Below are 22,137 nucleotides of genomic sequence, written 5' to 3' on the forward strand. Positions count from 1 at the left end.
CGCCGGCGCGACCATCTCATTCGAACCAGTGCCGATAGACGAAATAGCCCGCGATCCCGCCGGACATCGTCACGCACACAGCCACCACGCCCCAGAATGCCCAGGGTTCGTGCGCGAAGGGGATGCCGTCGACATTCATGCCGAGCAAGCCGGTAAGAAAGGTCAGCGGCAGGAACACCATCGCGACGATGGCGATCACGAGCGAGCGCTGGTCGAGCAGTTCGCCGCGCAGATCGGTGAGCGTTTCATGCGTCAGCGCAGCGCGCTCGCGAATGCTCTCCACTTCCTCGGCCATGCGGGCCGCGCGATCGGCGGCGGCGGCGAGGTGGAGGCGATCGTCCTCGCGCAGCCATTCGCCGGGCAGGCCGGCCAGCTTTTCGATCGCGGCGCGCTGGGGATTGAGAAAGCGGCGATAGCCGATCGCCTGCACCCGGACGCGGTTGACCATCCGCCGCAACTCGAACGCGCGGTGCGCGGAAAGCTGCTCCTCGCAATCATCGAGCGAGTCGCCGAGCTCGGCGACGACCGGATCGAGCTCTTCGGTGATCTGCGAGGCGATCGCCGCGATCAGGTCGCCCGGATCGAGAATCTTGTGCGATTCCACTTCCTCGCGGACCGGCTGCAGCGCGTTGAGATGCTTGCGCGTCACCGAGAACACGCAGCCGCCCATCGCATAGATGCGGATTGAAGCCAGGGGATCGGAGGCGGTCGTCACTTCAGACGAGAGCCCACGCAGGTTGATCATCGCGCCTTCGCCCACCGCGTCGCAGCGCGGCCGCGTCTCGGTGGCGGTCAGCGAATCGATCACATATTGCGACAGCTTCGCCTCGCCGCCGAGCCAGAGCTGGGCCCGCTCGTCATTGGTGGTGAGGTGGATCCAGGTGAGCCCGCCACGCGCCTCGAGCGCCGCGCGCATCGTCGGCTGCTCGACCTTCCCGTCCTTCACGACATAGGCAAAGCCGCTCAACCCGCCATCTCCAGCCAAAGCGACAGGCCTTCGCCAGGATCGGCGGGGGGACGGGCAAGGATGCGCGCGGCGTCGGCGCGCGCGCGGTTGAGGATGGCGTCGGGCACGTCGCCTAGATGGAAAAGCCGGTCAGCCTGCGCAAGCAGCCGGGCGTGACGCAGCGTGAGGTCCTCGGGGTCCGGCGAGGTCAGCCGCAGCGATACGAGCTGCGCCTGCGGTGCGGCTCCCTGCGCCAACCAGCGATCGACATCGCCGTCGCCTGCCAGCAGGTCGAGCATCCCGCCCTCGCTCAGCGCATCGGCCAGGGCGCGGCGACGGGCCCCCGCATCGGGCCAGCGCGTCTTCATCGCAGCGCGGCTGCGGCCCAGTCCCTTGGCGAGCGTGCCAAGGCTTGCCGGCAGCAACGCCTCCAGCCGCTGGCGCAGTGCCGCCGCCAGCCCCGCCGAGACCCCGCCGGTGCCGATTGCGATCAGCACGGGATCGCGGTCGACAATCGCCGGCAGGGTGAAGTCGCACAGCTCGGGCCGGTCGACGCAATTGACCAGCACGCCCCGCGCCTTGAGCCGCGCGACCACGTCCTCGGGATCATCGAGTGCGACGATGGCGAGCGCGGCGGCATCGCCCTCGCCCACCACCTGCGCGCCGGCGCGGTCGAGCAGGCGGCGCTTGGCGTCCGCCGGCTCGCCCTCGCCGACCAGAATCACCGGCCGCCCCGCCAGCTTCACGAACAGGGGCAGCGCGGCGAGCGTCACTTCAGCCAGTCCGGCACCTGCTCGGCGGCCATGATCTCCTCGGCGGAGATGCGGCCGGCGACGATGGCGTAGCGGTCACCCGAGACCAGCACCTCGGGCACCAGCGGGCGGCTGTTGTACGTGCTGGCCATGGTCGCGCCGTACGCGCCGGCGGTCTCCAGCACGGCGAGGTCGCCGGCCTTCACCGCGTCGATCTCGCGCGCCTTCACGAACACGTCGGTGCTTTCGCACACCGGCCCGGCGACGTTCGCGACGAAGCGCTCGCCATTGGGCTTCACCGCCGCAAAGCCGTGATAGGCATCGTACAGCGCCACGCGGGCAAGGTCGTTCATCGCCGCGTCGACCACCACCCAGGGATGGACCTGCCCCGGCTTCACCCACAACACTTCCGTCACCAGCACGCCTGCGCTGCCGGCGATGGTGCGACCCGGCTCGAACATCAGTTCGACGTCCCAGTCCTTGGTCACCCGCGCGACCATCTCGGCATAGGCCTCCGGCGTCGGCGGCACCTCGCCGGGACGATAGGCGACGCCCAAGCCGCCGCCGAGATCGACATGGGTGATGGTGTGGCCATTGGCGCGCAGTTCGGCGAGCAGCCGGCCGACGCGCTCGAACGCGGCCTCCAGCGGCGCGAGGCCGAGCAGCTGGCTGCCGATATGGACCGCGATGCCGTGCAGATCGAGCCCAGGCAGCTTGCCGAGCCGATCGAAGATCTCCGGTGCCTCGCCGATCGGCAAGCCGAACTTGTTCTCCGCCTTGCCGGTCGAAATCTTCTCGTGCGTGCCGGCATCGACATCAGGGTTCACGCGCAGCGCCGCCCGCGCGGTCAGCCCGCGCTCCGCCGCGAGCGCCGCCAGCACTTCGCCTTCCTCGACCAGCTCGAGATTGAACTGGCCGATGCCGGCCTCCAGCCCCTTCACCAGCTCGCCCCTTGTCTTGCCGACGCCGGAGAAGACGATGTCCTTGGGCGCCACGCCCGCCGCCAGCGCCCGCGCCATCTCGCCGCCGGAGACGACATCGGCGCCGAAGCCCTCGTTCGCCAGCAGCTTGAGCACCGCGAGGTTGGGGTTGGCCTTGATCGCGAAGGCGAGGTGGATGCGTCCCAGCGGCTTCAGCGCGTCGCGAAAGGCGCGGGCATTGGCCTGGAAGCGTTCGGTGGAATAGACATAGATGGGCGTACCCACCTCGGCGGCGATGCGCGCGAGGGGCAGCGATTCGACGTGCAGTTCGCCGTCGATCATCGAGAAATCGGTCATGGGCCTCTGGGTGCGGCGCGAATGGCCGCCAAAATTAGTTGGGTGGCAGGTCGAACTCGTCGCTCCGCCGCGCTTCGGACGCCTGGATCAGGTCGTCGCTGCGCGCCGGGCGGGTCTGCGGCTCGGGTTTGAGAAGGTCGGGAGGCGTGGGCGTTGCGCGGGCGCCATAGGGCGCCACCGGCAGCGAAGCACCCGGCCGCGGGGCCAGGGGTTCGCGTGCACCGCAACCGCCGAGCGCGAGCACCAGGCTCGCGAGCAGCATTTGCCTCCTCATGCTTCCTCCTCGCGACCCTTGCGGGCCGCCGCTATCGCCGCACGAACCCGTGCGGGCGCCGTGCCGCCGAAGCTCGTCCGGCTGTTCACCGATGCATCGACGCTGAGAACGCCGTACACGCGTTCGTCGATCCGCGCATCGATTTCCTTGAGCGCGTCGATCGGCAACTGGTCGAGCCGGATGCCGCCCGCTTCCGCCTTCGCCACCGCGCGGCCGGTAATGTGGTGCGCCTCGCGAAACGGAATGCCGCCCTCGCGGACCAGCCAGTCGGCCAGGTCGGTCGCGGTCGAGAAGCCGGCCTCGGCTGCGGTGCGCATCCGCTCCAGCCGGAAGGTCGCGCTTTCGACCATGCCGGTCATCGCCGCGATGCTGAGGCCGAGCAGATCGTGCGCCTCGAACACCGGCGGCTTGTCGTCCTGCATGTCCTTCGAATAGGCGAGCGGCAGGCCCTTCATCGTCATCATCAGGCTGAACAGCGCGCCGCTGATCCGTCCCGAATGGCCGCGGACCAGCTCGGCCGCGTCGGGGTTGCGCTTCTGCGGCATGATCGAGCTGCCGGTCGACCATTGATCCGAAAGTGCCACGAAGCCGAAGGGCTGGCTCGCCCAAATCACGAATTCCTCGGCCAACCGACTGAGGTGGAGGCTGCACTGCGCGGCGGCCGTCAGGTAATCGAGCGCGAAGTCGCGGTCTGACACCGAATCGAGCGAGTTACGGGTCGGGCCGTCGAAGCCCAGCGCCTTGGCCGTCATCTCGCGGTCGAGGTTGAAGCCGGTACCGGCCAGCGCCGCCGAGCCCAGCGGGCACAAATTCATCCGCGCCCGCGCATCCTTCAACCGCGAGCGGTCGCGCGCGAACATCTCGAAATAGGCCATCAGATGGTGGCCCAGGGTCACCGGCTGCGCGACCTGGAGATGGGTGAAGCCCGGCATCACGCTGTCGGCGTGCTGCTCGGCGCGCGCCAGCAGCGCGTCCTGCAGCGCGCCCAGCGCCGCATCGGCCTGGTCGATCGCGTCGCGCACCCAGAGGCGGAAATCGGTCGCGACCTGGTCGTTGCGCGATCGCGCGGTGTGCAGGCGGCCCGCCACGGGGCCGATTTTCTCTGCCAGCCGGCTTTCGGAGAGCATATGGATGTCTTCGAGCGCGAGATCCTCGGGCACGCCGTGCGCGGCGAAGTCCTCGGCGACCTGATCCAGACCCGCGCCGATCGTCGCGGCATCCTCCGCACCCACGATCCCCTGCTGGCCCAGCATCGCGACATGCGCCTTGGAGCCGCGCAGATCCTGTTGCCACATCCGCTTGTCGAAGGGGATGGAGGCGTTTATCTCGCGCATCACCGCGGACGGGCCTTCGGCGAAGCGCCCTCCCCACATGGAATTGGAGCTGTCCTTGCGCTCGGTGATCGGTCTTCTCCTTCTGGGCGCCCTCGCAATCGCGGGGTGCGATACGCAAACGCAGCCGTCTCAGCAAGCGAACGAAACTTCGGCCCCGGCAAACGCCGCTGCACCCGCGCCCGTCAGCAAGGTCGATCGCAGCCACGCAGGCGAGACCGCGCCGAGCCTGCCGTTCACGGATGCGGCCGGCAAGAAGCTGTCGCTGGCCGATTTCCGCGGCAAGCCGGTGCTGCTCAACCTCTGGGCCACCTGGTGCATCCCGTGCATCAAGGAGATGCCGACGCTCGATGCGCTGGCCGGCCGCACGGGTGACGCGCTGGTGGTCCTGCCGCTCAGCCAGGATCTTAAGGGAATGGAGGTCGTAGGCCCCTTCTTCCAAAAGAACGGCTACCAGGCGCTGAAGCCCTATCTCGATACGGATACGGCATTCAGCGTGGAGCTCGGCGCCAATCTGCCGACCACGATCCTCTACGATGCCGCAGGGAAGGAAGTGTGGCGTGTTGCGGGCGAGTTCGACTGGTCCGGCGAGCAGGCCTCGGCGCTGATCGCCGAGGCCAAATAAGGTTAGACCGCCTTGCGCTTGGTATAGACGTAGAGCGCGAGCGTGATCGCCAGGAACGCCAGCGTGCCCCCGGCCAGCGCATAGGGAGCGAAGCCGGGACCCACCAGCGCGAGCGGCGATTCGCTACCGGTTTCGTACACGATGCCGGCGTAGAGCACCCCGAACAGGCTGTCGCCGACGATCATGCCGGTCGCCATCAGCACGCCCATGCGCTTGACGAGTTCGGGGTCGCGCGCGCGGTCTGCAGCGCGATCGTAGAACCAGCCGATCACGGCGCCGACCACCACCGTCAGCGTCACGCCCATCGGCAGGTAGATGCCCAGGCCGACGGCCAGCGGCGGCAGCCGCAACTTGCTGGTGCGGGCCAGCACCTCGTCGACCAGGATCACGCCCGCGCCGATCAATGCACCGATCCCGATCAGGTCCCAGCGCAGGTCGCCGCCCAGCACGCCCTTGGCCAGCGACGAGATCAGCGCCGCCTGCGGGGCGGGCAGCGCGTCGGCGCTGGCCCCCGGAACGCCGGCAAAGCCGAACGAGGCGTTGAGCACGCTCAGCACCGGCGGAATGACCAGGCTGCCGAAGATCACGCCGAAGATCAGCGCGACCTGCTGCTTCCAGGGCGTAGCCCCCACCAGCTGGCCCGTCTTCAGGTCCTGGAGATTGTCGTTGGAGATCGTCGCCACGCCGAACACGATGCCGGTGACGATCAGCGCATAGGCGATCAGCGCCTGGGTGGTGCCGGGATCGAGATCGCGGCCGAACAGCCCGACGAGCATCAGCGATGCCGCGACGACCGAAAGAATGCCGATGCCGGAAACCGGGCTGTTCGATGCGCCGATCAGGCCGGCCATGTACCCGCACACCGATGCGATCACCAAGCCGACGACCAGCACGAACGCCAGCGACCCCGCCACCAGCAGCCCGGCCGAGGCGGAAAGCGGGCCGACGGAGAGCACGCTCCACAACAACCAGCCGATCGGCAGCAGCATGAACAGCGTCACGCCGCCGACGATGCCGATCGGCAGGTCGCGCTCGCCCACCGCGACCACGGCGCCGCCGCGCGCGGCAGCGGAAGCGGCGAGCGAGGAGCGGATGCCGCCGATCACCGGGCCGATGATCTTCAGCAGCGTCCAGATCGCCGCCATGCCGATGGTGCCCGCGCCCAGGAAGCGCACATCGCTGCGGAACACGGCGCTGGCCACCTCCTCGGCGGCGCCCGGAATCCCGGCGCTCAGGATCGGTAGCGCGATCCACCAGCCGATCGCCACGCCGACCAGAATGGCGATTCCGACGGTGAGGCCGATCAGATGCCCCGCACCGATCAGCGCGAATTGCAGCCCGCCGATGATGCCGGTGGAGCCTGCCCCCGCCTTGAAGAAGACCGCGCCTTCCTCGGCGGCGAGCCGCATCCGGGTGATCAGCGCGAACCCGGCGGAAGCGAGCGCGTTGACGACGATCACCGCCAGCCCGCGCGAACTTTCCTCGGCGCCCTCGCGGCTGCCTGCGCCCACCTGCAGCACTTCGGCGGCGGCGCGGCCCTCGGGATAGGGCAGATCGGGCGAATCGACGACGAGCGCACGCCGCAGCGGCACGGAGAACATCACGCCCAATATGCCGCCGAACATCGTGATCGCGGCGGTTTCCAAATAGGGGAAACCGTTCCACCAGCCGATCATCACCAGCCCGGGCAGCACGAAGATGATCGCGGCCAGCGTGCCCGCCGCGCTCGCGACGGTCTGGACGATATTGTTCTCGAGGATCGTCGAATTCGAGAAGAAGCGCAGGATCGCCATCGAGATCACCGCTGCGGGGATCGAGGTAGCGAAGGTGAGGCCGATCTTCAGGCCAAGATAGACATTTGCCGCCGTGAACAGCAGCGTGATCACGCCGCCGAGCAGCACGCCTCGCAGCGTGAGTTCAAGCGGCGCACGGGCAGAGGCAGTGGCCATGCGCTAGAGGCTCCGAAAGAGGGAAGCGGCGGGGCGCACGAATCCATGCCACTGCTGCACGCAGTGGTCCGTCCGGATCAGCATAGGCACCCTCGCCGTCGCATTGCCGCCACCGTGGCACCGGCGCTCGCGAAAGAACAGGGCTTTCCCTCGGGTCAGCCGCGGAACAGCCCGCCCAGCACGCCGCGCACCACCTGGCCCAGCACACCCCCGCCGCTTTTGCTGCCGAACACCGCCTTGCTCACTTCGTTCGCCACCGCCCGGCCGGCGGCGGAGGACGCGGACCGCGATGCCGATCGGATCGCCCGGTTCAGCGGATGGTTCGCCGCCTCGCGCTCGGCGGCGATGCGGGCGCGCTCCGCCGCCTTGGCGCGACGGGCATCCTCCTTCGCCTGCGCGGCGGCGGCCTTCTCGGCGGTATCGCGCGCCTGAATCTCGGCGGCGGCAGCGCTGGCCTCGGCGCGCTTGGCGGCCAGCAGTTCCTCGGCGGATTCGCGATCGATCGTCACGTCGTATCTCGATCCGATCGCGTCGGTTTCGACGAGGATCTTGCGCTCATCCGGTGCCAGCGGGCCGGCGCGCGAGGCAGGGGGCCGGATCAATGTGCGCGAAACCGGCGCGGGGGCGCCATCGGCCTGGAGCAGCGAGACCAGCGCCTCGCCCACCGCCAGCTCGGTGATCGCAGTCGCCACGTCGAGGCCGTCGCGTGCCCGGAAGGTCTCGGCCGCCGCGCGGATCGCCTTCTGGTCGCGCGGCGTGAAGGCACGCAGCGCGTGCTGGACGCGGTTGCCGAGCTGGGCGGCCACATCTTCGGGTATGTCGATCGGGTTCTGGGTGACGAAATAGACGCCGACGCCCTTGGAGCGGATCAGCCGCACCACCTGCTCGATCTTCTCGAGCAGCGCCTTGGGCGCGTCGTCGAACAGCAGATGCGCTTCGTCGAAGAAGAAGACGAGCACCGGCTTGTCGGGATCGCCGATCTCGGGAAGCGTTTCGAACAGTTCGGAGAGCAGCCAGAGCAGGAAGCTGGCGTAGAGCCGCGGGCTCGCCATCAGCTTGTCGGCGGCGAGGATGTTGATCACGCCGCGCCCGCTGTCGTCCAGCGCCAGGAAATCCTGGATGCTGAGCGCAGGCTCGCCGAAGAAGTGCGCTCCGCCCTGGGTGCGCAGCTGAAGCAGCTGGCGCTGGATCGCGCCGACGCTCTGCTTCGAGACATTGCCATAGGTGGTGCCGAGTTCGTCGGCGCGTTCGGCGCAATGCGCCAGCATCGCCTGGAGGTCGTCGAGGTCGAGCAGCAGCAGCCCCTCGGCATCGGCGACATGGAAGGCGATGGTCAGCACGCCTTCCTGCACTTCGTTCAGGTTCATCAGCCGCGCGAGCAGCAGCGGGCCCATTTCGGACACGGTGGCGCGGATCGGATGGCCCTGCTCGCCGAAAAGGTCCCAGAGCTGCACCGGCATCGCGCGGTACTGCCAGTCGCCGTCCGCGATCGCCCGGGCGCGCTCGGCGAAGGTCGTGTGGGGCTTGGCGAGCGGCGATCCGGCCATGCCCAGGCCGGCGAGATCGCCCTTCACGTCCGCCACGAACACCGGCACGCCGGCGGCGGAGAAGCCTTCCGCCAGTCCCTGCAACGTCACCGTCTTTCCGGTGCCTGTCGCGCCCGCGATAAGCCCGTGACGATTGGCGCGCCGCAGGTTGAGGTTGATCCGCTCACTGCCTGCTGCGCCCACGAAAAGGCCCGCTTCCTGCGCCATGTTCTACTCCTTGTCCGGAGCAGGCATAGGCAAAAAGCGGGGCCTGGTCAGCCGCTTTGCGGCGAATCAGTTGCCGGTGATACCAAGCGGGAAGTAGTTGCCCTGGTTCCGGCGCTGAACGAAAACAACGATCTGCCTGCGCCCGGCGGCCTTCGCTGCCGCGACAATCCGGCTGAGGTCGGCAGCTGTCCGAACCGGCTGCTGGTTCGCCGTGACGATCACGTCGCCGCGCTGCAGACCCTTGCCCGCCGCGTCGCTGCTCGGATTGACGCCCAGGATCACCAGGCCGCCGATCGACGGATCGACGCCGACGGAGCGCGCAATTTGCGGGGTCAGCGGCGTCACGCCAATGCCGAGCGCGGCGCTGGGCGCCGTCGCCGAGCTGTCGTCGCCATCTTCGCCCTGCCCGCCGTCCTGGTCGTTGGGGTCGAACTGGGCAAGCTGCTCATCCGGCGGACGCGTGCCGACGGTGACGGTCACGGTCTGGCGCTTGCCGTCGCGAATGAGCTCCACCGGTACGCGCGTGCCCGGCGGCACATTGGTAACGATGTAGGACAGCGTCTGTTCGGGGGTCACGTCCTTGCCATTGACCTTGACGATAACGTCACCTTGCCTGATGCCCGCCTTCTCAGCCGGCTGGCCCGGCTCGACGCGCGCGACCAGGGTGCCGCGATCGGAGGGCAGGCCGAAGCCGGCCGCCAGATCCTTGGTCAGATCCTGCATCGCGATGCCGAGATAGCCGCGGGTGATCGACTGGCCCTTCATCAGCTTGTCGATGATCGGCTTGGCTTCCTCGGCCGGAATCGCGAAGCCGATGCCGACATTCCCGCCGGTGGGCGACAAAATCTGCGAGTTGATGCCGATCACGTTGCCGTTCAGATCGAACATGGGGCCGCCCGAATTGCCGCGGTTGATTGAGGCATCGGTCTGAATGAAGCGATCATAGGCCCCTGCGCCGGTGACGCGGTGCGTAGCCGAGATGATGCCCGAGGTGACGGTGCCGCCCAGCCCGAACGGGTTGCCGATCGCAACGATCCAGTCGCCCACGCGCGCGCGGCTCGAATCGCCGAACTTCACAAAGGGCAGCGCCGCACCGTCGATCTTGAGCACCGCGAGGTCGGACGCGGCATCGTGGCCGATCAACTTGGCCTTGAAGTCGCGGCCGTCCGCGAGCGTGACGGTGATTGATTCAACCACCGCTCCGCGCGCACCGGCGGAAATCACGTGGTTGTTGGTGACGACATAACCATCGGCGGAGATGATGAAGCCGGAACCGAGCGACTGCGCCTCGCGCGTCACCGGCTGGCCCTGGCCGCCGCCAAAGCCGAACATTTCGAGCGGCGTGCCCGCGAAGGGATTGGCATTCACCTGCACCCGCTGGGTAGTGGAGATATTAACCACCGCCGGCTGGAGGCGCGCCACCAGATCGGCGAAGCTCATCGGTGCACCGGCCTTGGGCGCGACCGCCTGGATGGTGCCCGGTTCGTTCTGCGCGGTCTGCGCGCCGGCCGGCTGGTTGAGCGAAAGCGCAGTGGCGGCGCCACCCAGGAGAACCGCAGTAGTCAAGGCGTAGGCGTAACGCACGGGATCATTTCCTCTCGAAAGGAACAGTCTTCGTCTCATCGCGCGCTTGTACGCAGCGCGGCTGAACCGGAATTGAATATGAACGGCCGGACAGGCTCATCGTTGCCCGGTGAACTCCTTCAGATACGCATTGTTCGGTGAAAGAATGATCTGCGACTCGCCCTTTGCGTCAGGGCTCAGGAAGGTCGTCCGGTACGACTGCATGGCGCGGTAAAAATCGTAGAACTTCGGATCCTTGTTGAACGCCGCCGCATAGATTTCCGCCGCCTGCGCCTGCGCGTTGGCGCGGATGATCTGCGCGTCCTTCAAGCCCTGCGCCTTGATCGTTTCCGCTTCCTGCCGACGGGCGCTGGCCATGCGGGTCAGCGCACTGTCGAGCGGGGAGCCCGAGGGCAGCTCGGTCTGCTTGATCCGGACATCGACGATCGCGACGCCGTATTGGCTGGCAAGGCGCTGCAGCGATGCCTGGATATTGTCCATCACCTGCCCGCGTTCGGGGCTGAGCAGCACTTCCGAACGGCGGCGGCCCAGCTCGTTGCGCAGCGACGAGCGCAGCAGCGGCTGCAACTGCTCGCGTAACCGCTCCTCATTGCCGACCGTAACCACCATCCGTAGCGGATCAGTGATGCGATAGCGGGCATAAGCATCGATCTCGAGCCGCAGCTGGTCTGTCGACAGCACCGGCTCGCCGGGAAGATCGACATCGAGCACGCGCTTGTCGACCCAGACTAGGCGATCAACGAACGGAATGCGGAACACCGGTCCGGCGCCCGTGCGGCCGAAATTCTCGCCCGTCTGATAGGCGTTGACGGTGCGATACGGCTTCTCCAGCCGCAGAACCACCGCCTGCTTGGTCTCCGGCACGATCGACACCGTGCTCATCAGCAGGACGAGCAGCAGGATCACCGCGACGACGAGCGAGATCGGGTTGCGAATCCAACCGGTCACTTGGCATCTCCCTTCGCGGCATCACCTTCGGCCTGCTGCCGGTTACGCAGCTGCGGCAGCGGCAGATAGCTGTTCACGCCGGGCGCCTCGATGATGGTCTTGTTGGTGCGAGCCAGCACGGACTCCATGGTTTCATAGTAGAGCCGGCGCCGGGTAACTTCGGGCGCAAGCCGATATTGTTCGTAGATCTTGTCGAACTCGGCCGCCTCGCCTTGCGCCGCTGCGATCACGCGCTGGGCATAGGCATTGGCGTTGTTGCGGTTCGATTCGGCTTCCTGGCTGGCGGCCGTCACTGCCTTGAAATCCTCATCGACCTGGCTGGGTGCCGCGGCCTTCTGCACCGCCACGCCCTGGATGCGGATGCCGGACTGATATTCGTCGAGGATGCGCTGCATTAACACCTGCGCCTCCGCCTCGATCTGCGATCGGCCTTCGCCGATCGCCTCGTTCAGCGAGGTATTGGCGATCACCGCGCGCATCGCGCTTTCCGCCGTCGCGCGCACCGTTTCGCGCGGATCGGCCAGCTGAAACACGTAAAGCGGCGCGCTGCGCACGTCCCAGCGTACCGAATAGGCCAGATCGACGATGTTCTGGCCGCCGGTGAGCACCAGATTTTCGCCGCTGGCCGGGAAGTTCTCGGTGCGGATGTTGCCCACATCGACGACTTCGACCAACTGGAACGGCGCCGGCAAAGTGAATTGGATGCCTGGATCGAGCGTGCCCGAATAGCGGCCCAGAAACGTCACCACGCCCTTTTCGCGTGGCCCGATCGGATGGATCGAGGTGAACAGCACCCAAATGCCGATCAGCGCTGCGAGTATCAGCAGCCACAGACGCGATCCGCTGGGTACGCCGGGGAAACCGCCGCCCCCGCCATTGCGGGCGCGGCGCCACAGTTCGTCGATCGCGCTGGGGCCGCTGCCGCCCGTTCGCCGGCCGCCGGGCGGCACGGACCAGGGATTGCGCGGCCCGCCGCCCTTGTCGCCGCTGCCATTGCCGCTGCCCCAGGGGCTTTTCGGCGCCTCATTGTGGAAGGTGCCGGACAAGATATCGCGGCCAGAACTATTCGCCATGCCAGCCTTTATAAGGATGGATCTGCGGATTTACAGTGGCAGCCGACGATTGTCTCCCTATGTGTCCGGCGCCATGACCATGCCAGACAGTCTTTCCGCCGCGCTCGCCTCCGTTTCCGCCGGCCGCGCCACAGCCCGCTTGGCCGGAAGCCGCGTCGATATCGTCCTCGACGTGACCGGCCTCGCGCCAGAGGTTCAGGCGGCGCTGGAGGAAGATGTGCGCGCCGCCGCCGCCGCCCTGCCGGAGGTGGCGGAGGTGCGCGTGCTGCGCACCAGCGAGCGGCGCACCCGACGCATCCTTGCCGTGGCCAGCGGCAAGGGCGGCGTGGGCAAATCGACCGTGGCCGCCAATCTCGCCATCGCACTGGCGCGCAGGGGCCTGAAGGTCGGGCTGGTCGACGCCGATATCTATGGGCCGTCCCAGCCAAAGCTGATGGGGGTTGAAGGCGTGCGACCGCAGGCGCGCGAAAAGACGCTGCTCCCTGTGGAGACTCCGCACGGCGTGCGGCTACTTTCGATGGGCGGCCTTGTGGCCGAAGGGCAGGCGATCGCATGGCGGGGGCCGATGGCGGGCGGCGCGCTGGGCCAGCTGGTCGATGCCGATTGGGGCGATACCGAGCTGCTGGTGCTCGATCTGCCGCCAGGCACCGGCGACGTGCAACTGACCATGATCCAGAAGCACAAGCCTGCCGGCGCGGTGATCGTTTCCACGCCGCAGGATCTGGCGCTGATCGACGCCACCCGCGCGATTGATCTGTTCAACAAGGCGGGCGTGCCGATCGTCGGGCTGGTCGAAAACATGGCCGGCTATTGCTGCCCACATTGCGGCGGCATTTCGGATCCATTCGGCAGCGGCGGAGCGGAGGCGGCGGCCGGCACGCTCGGCATCCCGTTCCTCGCGCGCATCCCGCTCACCATGGCGATCCGCGCCGCCTCCGATGCGGGCACGCCGCCCGCGGCCGGCGACGGCGATACGGCGGCGCCATTTGGCGCCTTGGCCGATTCCGTCTATGAATGGGTCAAGAGGTAACATGATGCCGCTGACTCGCGACGAAGACATACGGGCACTGCTCGAAGAAACGCGGACCATTGCGATGGTTGGCGCATCCGATCGACCGAATCGGCCGAGCAACGGCGTGATGCTGCTGCTCCAGCGCCACGGCTATCGCGTGATCCCGGTGAACCCGCAGATTACCGGTGAACATATCCACGGCGAGTTCGTCTTCCGCGATATCGGTCAGATCGGCGTCCCGATCGACATGGTCGATATCTTCCGTCGCTCGGAACAGGCAGGCGAAGCGGTGGATGCCGCCATCGCTGCCGGGGCCAAGTCGGTATGGATGCAGCTGGACGTAGTGGACGAAGCCGCGGCGGCCCGCGCGGAAGCCGCTGGCCTCAAGGTGGTGATGAACCGCTGCCCGGCAATCGAGATCCGTCGCCTGGGCCTCGCTCCCGTCGCCTAGTCAAAGCCGGGCAAGCGCGGCGCCAAGCCGCGCCACGTCACGGCTGTCCTGATACAGGCCCAGCCCGATGCGCAGCACGTCACCGCGTACGTCGGTTACGATCTCCTCCGCTGCCAGCGCCGCTTGCCAGGCGGCGGCATGGCGCGAACGCAACGCCACGAAGCGCGCCTGCGGTGCATCCGGCGCGGCAGGATTGATTTGTTCGGCGTCGAGGGGAAATTGATCCAACAGTTGCGCGCGCAGCGGTGCGACATGAGCGTTGATCGCGCCCGTCGTCAAACCTTCACGCGCCAGCATCTCGCGCACCGCAAGGAACCGGTATAGCCCGGACGGATCGAACGTCGCGCCCAAGAAGCGCCGGGCATCGGGCGCATAGCCGATTGTGCCTGGCGGCAGCGCCAAATCCTCGAATTCGGCATACCAGCCGGTGAGTTCCGGCCGGAGCCCGAACCCCGGCGGCGCATGGAGAAAGCCGACGCCTTCGCCCGCCATCGCATATTTATAGCCGCCGGCGACGTAGAACAGCCGATCGGCCACCACCGACAGATCGGTCTCGACCGCCATGAACCCGTGATAGCCGTCGATCAGTACCCAAGGCCCGTCGGGCCGGGCGAGCGCGGCAAGATCGGCGATGCCGTCAAAGATATGTCCGGTGCCGAACTGGACGTGGCTGGCCACGATCAGGTCGAAATCGCCCCCCGCTGCCGTCGCGACGATCTGCGCGATCGGCACGCGCGTCACCCTGGCCGTGCCCGCTTCCTCCCAGCGCAGCGACTGGCGGCGGAAGCTGTGGAACTCGCCGTCGGTTGCCAGGATGCGCAGCGGCCGGCGCGGCGCCATCGCCGAGACGACGCGCAGCAGCAATTCGTGCGTGTTGGCGGCAAACACCACGGTGGATGGATCAGGCAGGCGCAGTTCGGTAGCGACTTCGGCCTGAGCCGCCGGCCAGATCTCGTCCATCACGCGGCCCCATTTGCGATCGGCGAGGCGCGCAGCATCGTCCCATGCCGCCTGCTGCCCCAACCACGACGCATCGGGCCACAGATGGTGGCTGTGCGCGGCGAAATGCAGCCGATCGGGGGCAGCGGCGATGGCGCGCTGGAACAGATGCTTCCAGCCGCTCACAGGTCCGTCCTGAGCGACCAGAGTTCGGGAAAAGCGCGCTTGGCCAGCGTCGATTCCAGATAGGAAACACCGGCGGTGCCGCCGGTGCCGGGCTTGCCGCCGATCACCCGGCTCACCGTGAGCACATGCTTGTGCCGCCAGGTGGCCAGCGCATCGTCAATATCCACGAGCTTCTCGGCGAGCTGGTACAGATCCCAATGGCGAGTCGGGTCGCGATACACCTCGGCCCAGGCGGCACGCACCGCTTCGCTGGGTGCATAGGGCTGCGGCCAGTCCCGCGCCAGCGCCTCCGCCGGAAGCGGAAAGCCGGCAGCGGCCATCGCCGCATTCGCATCGTCCCACAGGCTGGGCTCGGCGGCGGCCGCGGTGGTCAGCGGCCCCGGCACCCCGCCACCGCGCAGACCGAGCATCGTCTCCACCGCGCGAAACTGATCGGATTGGAAGCCGGAACTGGGGCCCAGCACTTGGCGAAACCGGGTATAATCGCTGGGCGTCATCGTCGCCAGCACGTCCCAGCTGAGCGTCATCACCGCCTGGATGCGGCTGATGCGCGCCAGCCCCTTGTAGGCCTCGATCAGCTTGCCGTCACGCACCAGCGCCTTGGCGAGCCGCAGTTCCGCAAGTATCTGCTTGAGCCACAATTCCTTGGTCTGGTGGATGATGATGAACAACAGCTCGTCGTGCCGGTCCGAACGGGGATGCTGGGCGGCGAGCAGATCGTCGAGCGCCAGATAGCGCCCATAAGTCATCGCTTCGGTCATCCCGCAAGGCTAGCTTGCAATGCCGAATGGGTCGAGCCGGTTATCGGCCGGCCAGCACCGCCCGCAGCCATGCTTCGGTCTGCGCCGCGTGCGTCACCGGCAGCATGTGGCCGCCATCGATCAGCGTCAGCCGCGCGCCGACGATCTCCCGTGCCGTGCGCTCGCCGTGGCGCGCGGGATCGAGCACATTGTCGTTCCGGCCGAACAGGATCGATACCGGCAGCGTGATCTCGCCGTAGCGTGGGACGAGCGTCTGCATCGCGCGCGTCGCCATATTCACTTCGAAGCTGCCCATCTGATAGGCTTGTGGCCGCGCGGCCAGCGCGCCGCCGCCGGCCGTGGCGAAATCACGGGGGACCGGATCGGGGGCAAACACCTCTGCCGCATTCCGGCGTGCCCGCGCCAGCGCAGCCGGCACCGCGATCGTCCAGGACAGCAACTCGCGCAGCCCCGGCGGCGTCATCAGCCCGCGAAATGCCGGCGGCAGGCGCTCCGCCACCTGACTGAGCGGCGCGATGAGCGCGAGGGCGTGCGGCACCGCCGGGAAGTCGAGCGCCAGCGACAGCGCCACCGCGCCGCCCATCGAATGGCCGACGACCAGCGGCTTCACCAACCCTAGTCGATCGATCAGTTCCGCGATCATGCGCGCCTGCCCCGCCAGATCGGGACGGGGGCCGGCTAGGTGCGAATGGCCCCAGCCGGGGCGATCGACCAGAAGCACCCGATGGTCTTCCGCCAGCCGCCCGGCGAGCGAGTGGCTGAAGTTCCGGAGCTGGCCCATAAGGCCGTGAATCATCACGATCGCGGGGCCTTCGGCATGGGCTGGGCCAAGCTCGACGACATGCAGCCGCGCCCCGGCGATGTCGACGAAGCGGCCGTCCGGTGGCACCATCTCCTCCGCCTTGCGTGCTACCCATGCAGACCAGCCGGCCAAGCCCAATATGCCGATCCCGGCGGCTCCGAACGGTATCAGCATCCGCTTGTCTCCCAATCCGGCCAACGCACCCGGCACCGATCCGTGCCTAGCGGATATAGCCATTCTTGCGCAGAAGGGCCTTCAAGTCTGCCGGAAACGGCTTCCTGTCCCAGGTCGCGCTTCGATCGTAATGCGCGAGCATCAGCTTCCACGCCGTCGCGAACTGCCCGGTGCGCGCCGCATTGGCGACATAGCCCGCGCAGGCGCCGTTGCGCTCGCTGTCTTGCGACGCAGGCGCCGTGCAATAGGCACGCGCCTCGGCCATCTTCATCAGGAACAACGGCCGCATGCCCGGCGCTTTCGAAACGTCGACGGTGCGTCCGCCGCGGATGTTCAGCACCAGCGGCGGCGGCATGCTGCCGGCATAGCTGGAGAAGCGGTACAGGAACGCATCGTCCGTCAGCACGAAATCGGCAATCCCGTCACCGGACAGGTCGATGGGAAAGGCGTCGAGCACGGCATCGAACATGTCGCTTATCCGGCCGTCAACGCCACGATGGCGGAGGCGCACCGCGCGGTAGGCTTTGCCCATCGGCACCGCCACCTCGATCACGCTGCAGCAATGCGCGCCGCCGGTAAAGCTCTGCAGCAGCACCGCCGGTGCTTTCACCCGCGCATCCACCTGCCCGATGCCGAACTGCCAGGCGAGACCCGGCGCGCCGCGCAGCGTCACCGGCGCCATGCCGGTCCGCGTGATCGTGACGACCGGCACGCGATCCTCCGGCTGGCCCGCATCGCTGGGCGTGATCGTCAGGCGCAGCGCCCCGCTGGCATAGCTGACAACACCGTCCTTCGGCCGCCATTCCAGCAGGCTGCGCCACGGCATTGCCTGCGGTTCGGAAGCCTTCGGCCTCGCCGCGGCAGGAGATACGCTTACAACCACGGCGGCAAGCAAGGCGAGGACAAGGGCGCGCACGGATGAGGCTCCGATTCGGGAAACGCCGTCACGCTACTGCAGCCAATCCGCTCCGTCTATCGACAGAATCGCACGGCTTGCCGCGGCGTTAGTTAGCGACGGAGGTGTCGCCTTCCTCGCGTTCCTGTGCCTGCCTAGTCCACATTTCGGCATAGATACCGCCTCTGCGCAGCAAATCGGCATGGGTGCCCTGCTCGACGACGCGGCCAGCCTCTAGCACGACGATCCGGTCAGCATGAACCACGGTGGAGAGCCGATGGGCGATGACGATGGTTGTGCGGCCCTCTTCAATCGCTTCCAGCGTCGCCTGAATGTCTGCCTCGGTGCGGCTGTCGAGTGCGCTGGTTGCTTCGTCGAGGATCAGAATCGGCGGGTTCTTCACCAGCGTGCGGGCGATCGCCACGCGCTGCTTCTCGCCGCCCGAGAGCTTGAGCCCACGCTCGCCCACGCGCGTGTCGAGCCCGTCGGGCAGCGCCTGGATGAAGTTCGCGATCGAGGCGCCGCGCACCGCCTCGGCGATCTCCTCGGGGGTCGCGCCCTCGCGGCCATAGGCAATGTTGTAGCCGATCGTTTCGTTGAACAGCACGGTATCCTGCGGCACGATGCCGATCGCGGCGCGCAGGCTAGCCTGAGTTACCGCGCGGATATCCTGCCCGTCGATGGTGATGCGGCCGCCGGTCACGTCGTAGAAGCGGTACATCAGCCGGGCGAGCGTCGACTTGCCCGCGCCCGAGGGACCGACCACCGCGACGGTGGCGCCGGCCGGGATGTCGAGATCGATGCCCTTCAAGATCTGGCGATCGGCGTCATAGCCGAACTGCACGCCCTCAAACCGGACATGCCCCTGCCGAATCGCAAGGGGGCGGGCGTCAGCGGCGTCGGTCACTTCGGCATTGGTATCGAGCAGGTCGAACATTGCGCCCATGTCGATCACGCCCTGGCGGATCGTGCGATAGACCCAGCCGAGCATGTCGAGCGGACGGAACAACTGGCTGAGCAGCGTCGACACCAGCACCACGTCGCCCGGGGTGAAGCGCCCGCTCGCCCAGCCGAACACCACCAGGGCCATGCCTGCGGCGAGCATCAGATTGGTGATCACCGCCTGGCCGATGTTGAGCCACGCGAGCGAATTCTCGCTGGTGACGGCGGCGGTCATATAGGCCGACATCGCCTTGTCGTAGCGGGCGCTCTCGCGCGCTTCGGCGTTGAAATATTTGACAGTTTCGAAGTTGAGCAGCGAGTCGACGGCATGCGCGACCGCGCCGGTATCGAGGTCGTTCATCTTTTCGCGCAGCTTCGATCGCCAGTCGGTCACCCAGCGGGTGAAGGCGATGTAGATCACCACCATCGCCAGCGTACCGGCGACCAGCCACATGCCGAAGCGCGTGCCGAAAATGCCGAGTACCATGCCGAGCTCGAGAATAGTCGGCGCGATGTTGAACAGCAGGAAGTAGAGCATCGTGTCGATGCTTTTGGTGCCCCGCTCGACCACCTTGGTAACCGCGCCGGTGCGGCGGTTGAGGTGGAAGCGCAAGCTCAGCTGATGGAGATGGCGGAATACGTCCGAGGCGAGCCGGCGGGTCGCATCCTGCCCCACCCGCTCGAATACCGCGTTGCGCAGATTGTCGAACAGCACCGTGCCCAGCCGCGCGGCGGCATAGCCGGTGACGAGCGCGACGATCAGCCACACCGCGTCGCGCGGGCCCGAGGCCATCCGGTCGATCGCGCCCTGCAGCGCGAAAGGCGCGCCATAGACCTGCACTAGCTTCGAGCACAGCACGAGCAGCAGCGCGAGTACGATCCGCACCCGCAGCCCCGGCGCGTGACGCGGCCAGAGATAGGGCAGGAAGCGCTTCATAGTGCCGAGCATGGGCCGCTCGGGTGCGGAGGACAGTGTTTCGGGAGGCATTGCGCCTAACTTGGGACGCGAAGAGACGCGATGCAACGCCGGGAACAGGCCGGACGTCCGTCCGTTGATTGCGGTAGGAGGTCATTCGCCATGGACCAACTGCTCTACGTACTGGCCATCATGGGCTGCAGCGACGATTCGCAGGCATGCCGCCAGGTTCGCCTGGAACCCACCCGCTATACGTCGCAGGTCGCCTGCCAGGAAGCCATGGAAGGCGCGCTTCGTCGCGCCACCGATGTCGACTATCCTGTCGTGGAGGCGGCGTGTCAGCAACAGGGCGAACGGATGGTGGCGAGAGAGCCGCAGCGGCCGGTGACAGGAGGCTGACCTTTCCCAGCGCTTCGTCATCCCGCAAAGGGGATCTATGGGCGCTGAAGCAAAGGTTCGTTCCCGAGCGTCGCAGCAAATGAATTCCTGCCTTCGCGGGAATTACGATTGTATGGACGGACGCCGGTTCCCGCGGCGCCAACCCTATTCGTGCGAACGGCCGAAATCCGGCCGGGCATCGTCTTGTCCCTGGTCAATGATCGAGCGGCGGATTGCGCGGGTGCGGCTGAACAGGTCGAACAGTTCGTCGCCCTTGCCCCAGCGGATCGCGCGCTGGAGCGCGGTCAGGTCCTCGGTGAAGCGCTGAAGCATATCGAGCACCGCCTCGCGGTTGCTCAGGAACACGTCGCGCCACATCGTCGGATCGGATGCGGCGATCCGGGTGAAATCGCGAAAGCCGCCCGCGGAGTATTTGATCACCTCGGACTGGGTGACTTCCTCCAGGTCCGAAGCGGTGCCGACGATCGTATAGGCGATCAGGTGCGGCAGATGGCTGGTCACCGCCAGCACGCGATCGTGATGCGTCGGCTCCATCGTCTCGACCATCGCGCCCAGGCGCCGCCAGAACTCGCTTACGCGCTCCACCGCCAGCGGATCGCTGCCCTCCGGCGGCGTGACGATGCACCAGCGATGATGGAACAGCGAGGCGAAGCCGGCAGTAGGCCCACTATTCTCCGTGCCCGCCACCGGGTGCGCCGGGATGAAGGTTGCCAACGGCAACGCCGCCCGCACCGCCTCGATCACGCTTTCCTTAGACGAACCGACGTCGCTGACGATCGCGTCCGATGGCAGATCGGAGGCGAATTCCGCCGCCACCGCGCCCATCGCACCCACCGGCACGCACAGGATCACCAGATCGGCGTCGATCACCGCGGTGCCGGCGCTGTCCGCCACGTCGTCGCACAAATCGATCGCCATCGCCGTTTCGCGCACAGACGGATCGGCGTCATAGCCAGTCACGCGCACGCTGGGCATGTGCTGGCGGACCCCCCGGGCGATCGACGAGCCGATCAGCCCCAGCCCGATGATGGTGACACGTGCGAAGGGCAGCATCAGGCGCCGAGCAGCCGGCGCAGCGACGCCGCCACGCCCTGGATCTCGTCCTCGGTGCCGATGGTGATGCGCAGGCCGTGCGGCAGGCCCTGCCCCGGCAGCCAGCGGACGATATAGCCGTCCTCCATCAACTGCTTATAGGCTTGCTCGGCGTTCACCTCGCCCTCGAACAGGACGAGCTGGAAATTCGCCTTGGAAGGCACAGCGCGCACGCCCTTGTTGCCCATGCTCGCAATCTGGTCGGCGAACCAAGCACGCCACTTGGCGTTGTGCGCGCGGCTGTGCTCGACAAAATCCTTGTCGCCAAGTGCCGCGATCGCTGCGCGGCCTGCCCCGATGCTGAACGCGAAGGGCGCGCGGATGCGGTGCATCGCCGCGATGATGTCCGGGTGCGCATAGCCCCAGCCCACCCGCTCGGAAGCGAGCCCGAAGATCTTCGAGAAGGTGCGCGTCACCAGCACGTTGGGCTGGGTGCGGGCGAGATCGAGGCCGCCATCGTCATCCTCGGGCGCCAGATATTCGGTGTACGCCTGGTCGAGCACCAGCAGAACGCTCTTGGGCAGTGCCGCGTGCAGCCGGGCGATTTCCTCGCGCGCTGTGTAGGTGCCGGTCGGGTTGTTCGGATTCGCGAGGAAGACGACCCTGGTCTTTTCGGTCACGCAGGCGAGGATCGCGTCGACGTCGGTCGCATAGTCGCGATCGGGGGCCACCACCGGCGTCGCGCCGACGCGGCGGGCGGCGATATCGTACACCGCGAAGCCGTAGCGGACATAGATGATCTCGTCGCCCACGCCGGCAAAGGCGCCCGCTGCGAGGTGCAGCACCTCGTCCGAGCCGGTGCCGTAGACGATCCGCTCGGGCTCCACCCCGTAATGTGCGCCCAGCGCCTCGCGCAGCGCGACCGCGCCGGCATCGGGATAGCGCTCCAGCTCGGTCGCGGCGGCGGCATAGGCGTCGCGCGCGGCCTGGGGCGTGCCGAACGGATTCTCGTTCGACGAGAGCTTGGCGGCGGGCTTGCCCGAATCGGTGGTGGCGCGGCCCGGGACATAGGGGGCGATGGCCATCACCCAGGGCTTGGGGACGGGTGCGTTCAT

At 67.4% G+C, this 22,137-nt stretch carries 21 protein-coding genes; 4 read left to right on the forward strand and 17 right to left on the reverse strand.

What is annotated here, in order from left to right:
• Positions 1-16: 16 nt before the first annotated feature.
• The 5 genes from B215_RS0117595 to argH are packed head-to-tail and all read right to left on the reverse strand — an operon-like array spanning position 17 to position 4,622.
• A complete protein-coding gene (locus B215_RS0117595; RefSeq protein WP_019370957.1) occupies positions 17-967 on the reverse strand; it encodes a zinc transporter ZntB in 951 nt (316 codons plus the stop codon).
• A complete protein-coding gene (locus B215_RS0117600; RefSeq protein WP_019370958.1) occupies positions 964-1,719 on the reverse strand; it encodes a precorrin-2 dehydrogenase/sirohydrochlorin ferrochelatase family protein in 756 nt (251 codons plus the stop codon). The genes B215_RS0117595 and B215_RS0117600 overlap by 4 nt, the downstream gene beginning before the upstream one ends.
• Positions 1,716-2,975 carry a diaminopimelate decarboxylase gene (gene lysA, locus B215_RS0117605; protein WP_019370959.1) on the reverse strand — a complete coding sequence of 420 codons (1,260 nt, stop codon included), beginning with the start codon at positions 2,973-2,975 and terminating at the stop codon, positions 1,716-1,718. Before lysA ends, B215_RS0117600 begins: the two co-directional genes overlap by 4 nt.
• A gap of 34 nt (positions 2,976-3,009) precedes the next feature.
• Positions 3,010-3,249 carry a hypothetical protein gene (locus B215_RS0117610; protein WP_026009374.1) on the reverse strand — a complete coding sequence of 80 codons (240 nt, stop codon included), beginning with the start codon at positions 3,247-3,249 and terminating at the stop codon, positions 3,010-3,012.
• Positions 3,246-4,622 (reverse strand): argininosuccinate lyase, encoded by a 1,377-nt coding sequence (argH, locus tag B215_RS0117615; RefSeq protein WP_019370961.1) that lies wholly within the window; start codon positions 4,620-4,622, stop codon positions 3,246-3,248. The genes B215_RS0117610 and argH overlap by 4 nt, the downstream gene beginning before the upstream one ends.
• Before the next feature lie 25 nt (positions 4,623-4,647).
• Here argH and B215_RS0117620 point away from each other — a divergent pair, with 25 nt between their 5' ends.
• Positions 4,648-5,205 carry a TlpA family protein disulfide reductase gene (locus tag B215_RS0117620; protein ID WP_330218703.1) on the forward strand — a complete coding sequence of 186 codons (558 nt, stop codon included), beginning with the start codon at positions 4,648-4,650 and terminating at the stop codon, positions 5,203-5,205.
• 2 nt (positions 5,206-5,207) lie between these two features.
• Here the strand turns inward: B215_RS0117620 and B215_RS0117625 are convergent, their stop codons facing one another.
• The 5 genes from B215_RS0117625 to hflK form a co-directional block, all read right to left on the reverse strand.
• Positions 5,208-7,154: an OPT family oligopeptide transporter gene (locus tag B215_RS0117625; protein ID WP_019370963.1), complete on the reverse strand. Its 1,947-nt coding sequence runs from the start codon at positions 7,152-7,154 to the stop codon at positions 5,208-5,210.
• A 155-nt stretch (positions 7,155-7,309) separates the two neighbouring features.
• Positions 7,310-8,908 carry a helicase HerA-like domain-containing protein gene (locus B215_RS0117630; RefSeq protein WP_019370964.1) on the reverse strand — a complete coding sequence of 533 codons (1,599 nt, stop codon included), beginning with the start codon at positions 8,906-8,908 and terminating at the stop codon, positions 7,310-7,312.
• A gap of 66 nt (positions 8,909-8,974) precedes the next feature.
• A complete protein-coding gene (locus B215_RS0117635) occupies positions 8,975-10,492 on the reverse strand; it encodes a Do family serine endopeptidase (protein ID WP_026009375.1) in 1,518 nt (505 codons plus the stop codon).
• Positions 10,493-10,588: 96 nt separating this feature from the next.
• A complete protein-coding gene (hflC, locus tag B215_RS0117640; RefSeq protein ID WP_019370966.1) occupies positions 10,589-11,440 on the reverse strand; it encodes a protease modulator HflC in 852 nt (283 codons plus the stop codon).
• Entirely contained in the window at positions 11,437-12,513 is a 1,077-nt protein-coding gene (hflK, locus tag B215_RS0117645; protein ID WP_019370967.1) for a protease modulator HflK, read from the reverse strand. Before hflK ends, hflC begins: the two co-directional genes overlap by 4 nt.
• 73 nt (positions 12,514-12,586) lie before the next feature.
• Between hflK and B215_RS0117650 the strand changes: the two genes are divergently transcribed.
• Both B215_RS0117650 and B215_RS0117655 read left to right on the forward strand, forming a co-directional pair.
• Positions 12,587-13,543, forward strand: coding sequence for a P-loop NTPase (locus B215_RS0117650; RefSeq protein WP_019370968.1), 957 nt, complete (start codon positions 12,587-12,589; stop codon positions 13,541-13,543).
• Positions 13,544-13,547: 4 nt separating this feature from the next.
• Positions 13,548-13,976 carry a CoA-binding protein gene (locus B215_RS0117655; RefSeq protein WP_026009376.1) on the forward strand — a complete coding sequence of 143 codons (429 nt, stop codon included), beginning with the start codon at positions 13,548-13,550 and terminating at the stop codon, positions 13,974-13,976.
• On the opposite strand, the gene B215_RS0117660 is transcribed toward B215_RS0117655, so the two are convergent.
• The 5 genes from B215_RS0117660 to B215_RS0117680 all read right to left on the reverse strand — a co-directional run bounded on the left by B215_RS0117660 (position 13,977) and on the right by B215_RS0117680 (position 19,663).
• Positions 13,977-15,101 (reverse strand): aminotransferase class V-fold PLP-dependent enzyme, encoded by a 1,125-nt coding sequence (locus tag B215_RS0117660; RefSeq protein WP_019370970.1) that lies wholly within the window; start codon positions 15,099-15,101, stop codon positions 13,977-13,979.
• Positions 15,098-15,862 carry a tryptophan 2,3-dioxygenase gene (locus B215_RS0117665; protein ID WP_019370971.1) on the reverse strand — a complete coding sequence of 255 codons (765 nt, stop codon included), beginning with the start codon at positions 15,860-15,862 and terminating at the stop codon, positions 15,098-15,100. The genes B215_RS0117660 and B215_RS0117665 overlap by 4 nt, the downstream gene beginning before the upstream one ends.
• Positions 15,863-15,902: 40 nt before the next feature.
• Complete coding sequence (locus B215_RS0117670; RefSeq protein ID WP_019370972.1) at positions 15,903-16,838, reverse strand: alpha/beta fold hydrolase; 936 nt, start codon at positions 16,836-16,838, stop codon at positions 15,903-15,905.
• A 46-nt stretch (positions 16,839-16,884) separates the two neighbouring features.
• The gene (locus B215_RS0117675) at positions 16,885-17,754 is read right to left on the reverse strand and encodes a hypothetical protein (protein ID WP_152997720.1); all 870 of its coding nucleotides are present in this window, start codon (positions 17,752-17,754) and stop codon (positions 16,885-16,887) included.
• A gap of 88 nt (positions 17,755-17,842) precedes the next feature.
• Positions 17,843-19,663: an ABCB family ABC transporter ATP-binding protein/permease gene (locus tag B215_RS0117680; RefSeq protein WP_026009377.1), complete on the reverse strand. Its 1,821-nt coding sequence runs from the start codon at positions 19,661-19,663 to the stop codon at positions 17,843-17,845.
• A 90-nt stretch (positions 19,664-19,753) separates the two neighbouring features.
• Here B215_RS0117680 and B215_RS0117685 point away from each other — a divergent pair, with 90 nt between their 5' ends.
• Positions 19,754-19,990, forward strand: coding sequence for a hypothetical protein (locus B215_RS0117685; protein WP_019370975.1), 237 nt, complete (start codon positions 19,754-19,756; stop codon positions 19,988-19,990).
• Between the two features lie 144 nt (positions 19,991-20,134).
• Here B215_RS0117685 and B215_RS0117690 read toward each other — a convergent pair whose 3' ends face one another.
• Together B215_RS0117690 and hisC are read right to left on the reverse strand one after the other, a co-directional pair.
• The gene (locus B215_RS0117690; RefSeq protein WP_019370976.1) at positions 20,135-21,043 is read right to left on the reverse strand and encodes a prephenate/arogenate dehydrogenase family protein; all 909 of its coding nucleotides are present in this window, start codon (positions 21,041-21,043) and stop codon (positions 20,135-20,137) included.
• Positions 21,043-22,137, reverse strand: coding sequence for a histidinol-phosphate transaminase (hisC, locus tag B215_RS0117695; RefSeq protein WP_019370977.1), 1,095 nt, complete (start codon positions 22,135-22,137; stop codon positions 21,043-21,045). The genes B215_RS0117690 and hisC overlap by 1 nt, the downstream gene beginning before the upstream one ends.

This window comes from Sphingomonas sp. ATCC 31555, assembly GCF_000282895.1.
Taxonomy (GTDB): Bacteria; Pseudomonadota; Alphaproteobacteria; order Sphingomonadales; family Sphingomonadaceae; genus Sphingomonas.

Bases quoted from the DNA above. Each gene is read 5' to 3' on its own strand.
- lysA (WP_019370959.1), bottom strand. From the start codon at position 2,975: ATGACCGATTTCTCGATGATCGACGGCGAACTGCACGTCGAATCGCTG.
- B215_RS0117610 (WP_026009374.1), bottom strand. From the start codon at position 3,249: ATGAGGAGGCAAATGCTGCTCGCGAGCCTGGTGCTCGCGCTCGGCGGT.
- argH (WP_019370961.1), bottom strand. From the start codon at position 4,622: ATGTGGGGAGGGCGCTTCGCCGAAGGCCCGTCCGCGGTGATGCGCGAG.
- B215_RS0117625 (WP_019370963.1), bottom strand. From the start codon at position 7,154: ATGGCCACTGCCTCTGCCCGTGCGCCGCTTGAACTCACGCTGCGAGGC.
- B215_RS0117630 (WP_019370964.1), bottom strand. From the start codon at position 8,908: ATGGCGCAGGAAGCGGGCCTTTTCGTGGGCGCAGCAGGCAGTGAGCGG.
- hflK (WP_019370967.1), bottom strand. From the start codon at position 12,513: ATGGCGAATAGTTCTGGCCGCGATATCTTGTCCGGCACCTTCCACAAT.
- B215_RS0117650 (WP_019370968.1), top strand. From the start codon at position 12,587: ATGACCATGCCAGACAGTCTTTCCGCCGCGCTCGCCTCCGTTTCCGCC.
- B215_RS0117655 (WP_026009376.1), top strand. From the start codon at position 13,548: ATGCCGCTGACTCGCGACGAAGACATACGGGCACTGCTCGAAGAAACG.
- B215_RS0117665 (WP_019370971.1), bottom strand. From the start codon at position 15,862: ATGACCGAAGCGATGACTTATGGGCGCTATCTGGCGCTCGACGATCTG.
- B215_RS0117670 (WP_019370972.1), bottom strand. From the start codon at position 16,838: ATGCTGATACCGTTCGGAGCCGCCGGGATCGGCATATTGGGCTTGGCC.
- B215_RS0117680 (WP_026009377.1), bottom strand. From the start codon at position 19,663: ATGCCTCCCGAAACACTGTCCTCCGCACCCGAGCGGCCCATGCTCGGC.
- B215_RS0117685 (WP_019370975.1), top strand. From the start codon at position 19,754: ATGGACCAACTGCTCTACGTACTGGCCATCATGGGCTGCAGCGACGAT.
- B215_RS0117690 (WP_019370976.1), bottom strand. From the start codon at position 21,043: ATGCTGCCCTTCGCACGTGTCACCATCATCGGGCTGGGGCTGATCGGC.
- hisC (WP_019370977.1), bottom strand. From the start codon at position 22,137: ATGAACGCACCCGTCCCCAAGCCCTGGGTGATGGCCATCGCCCCCTAT.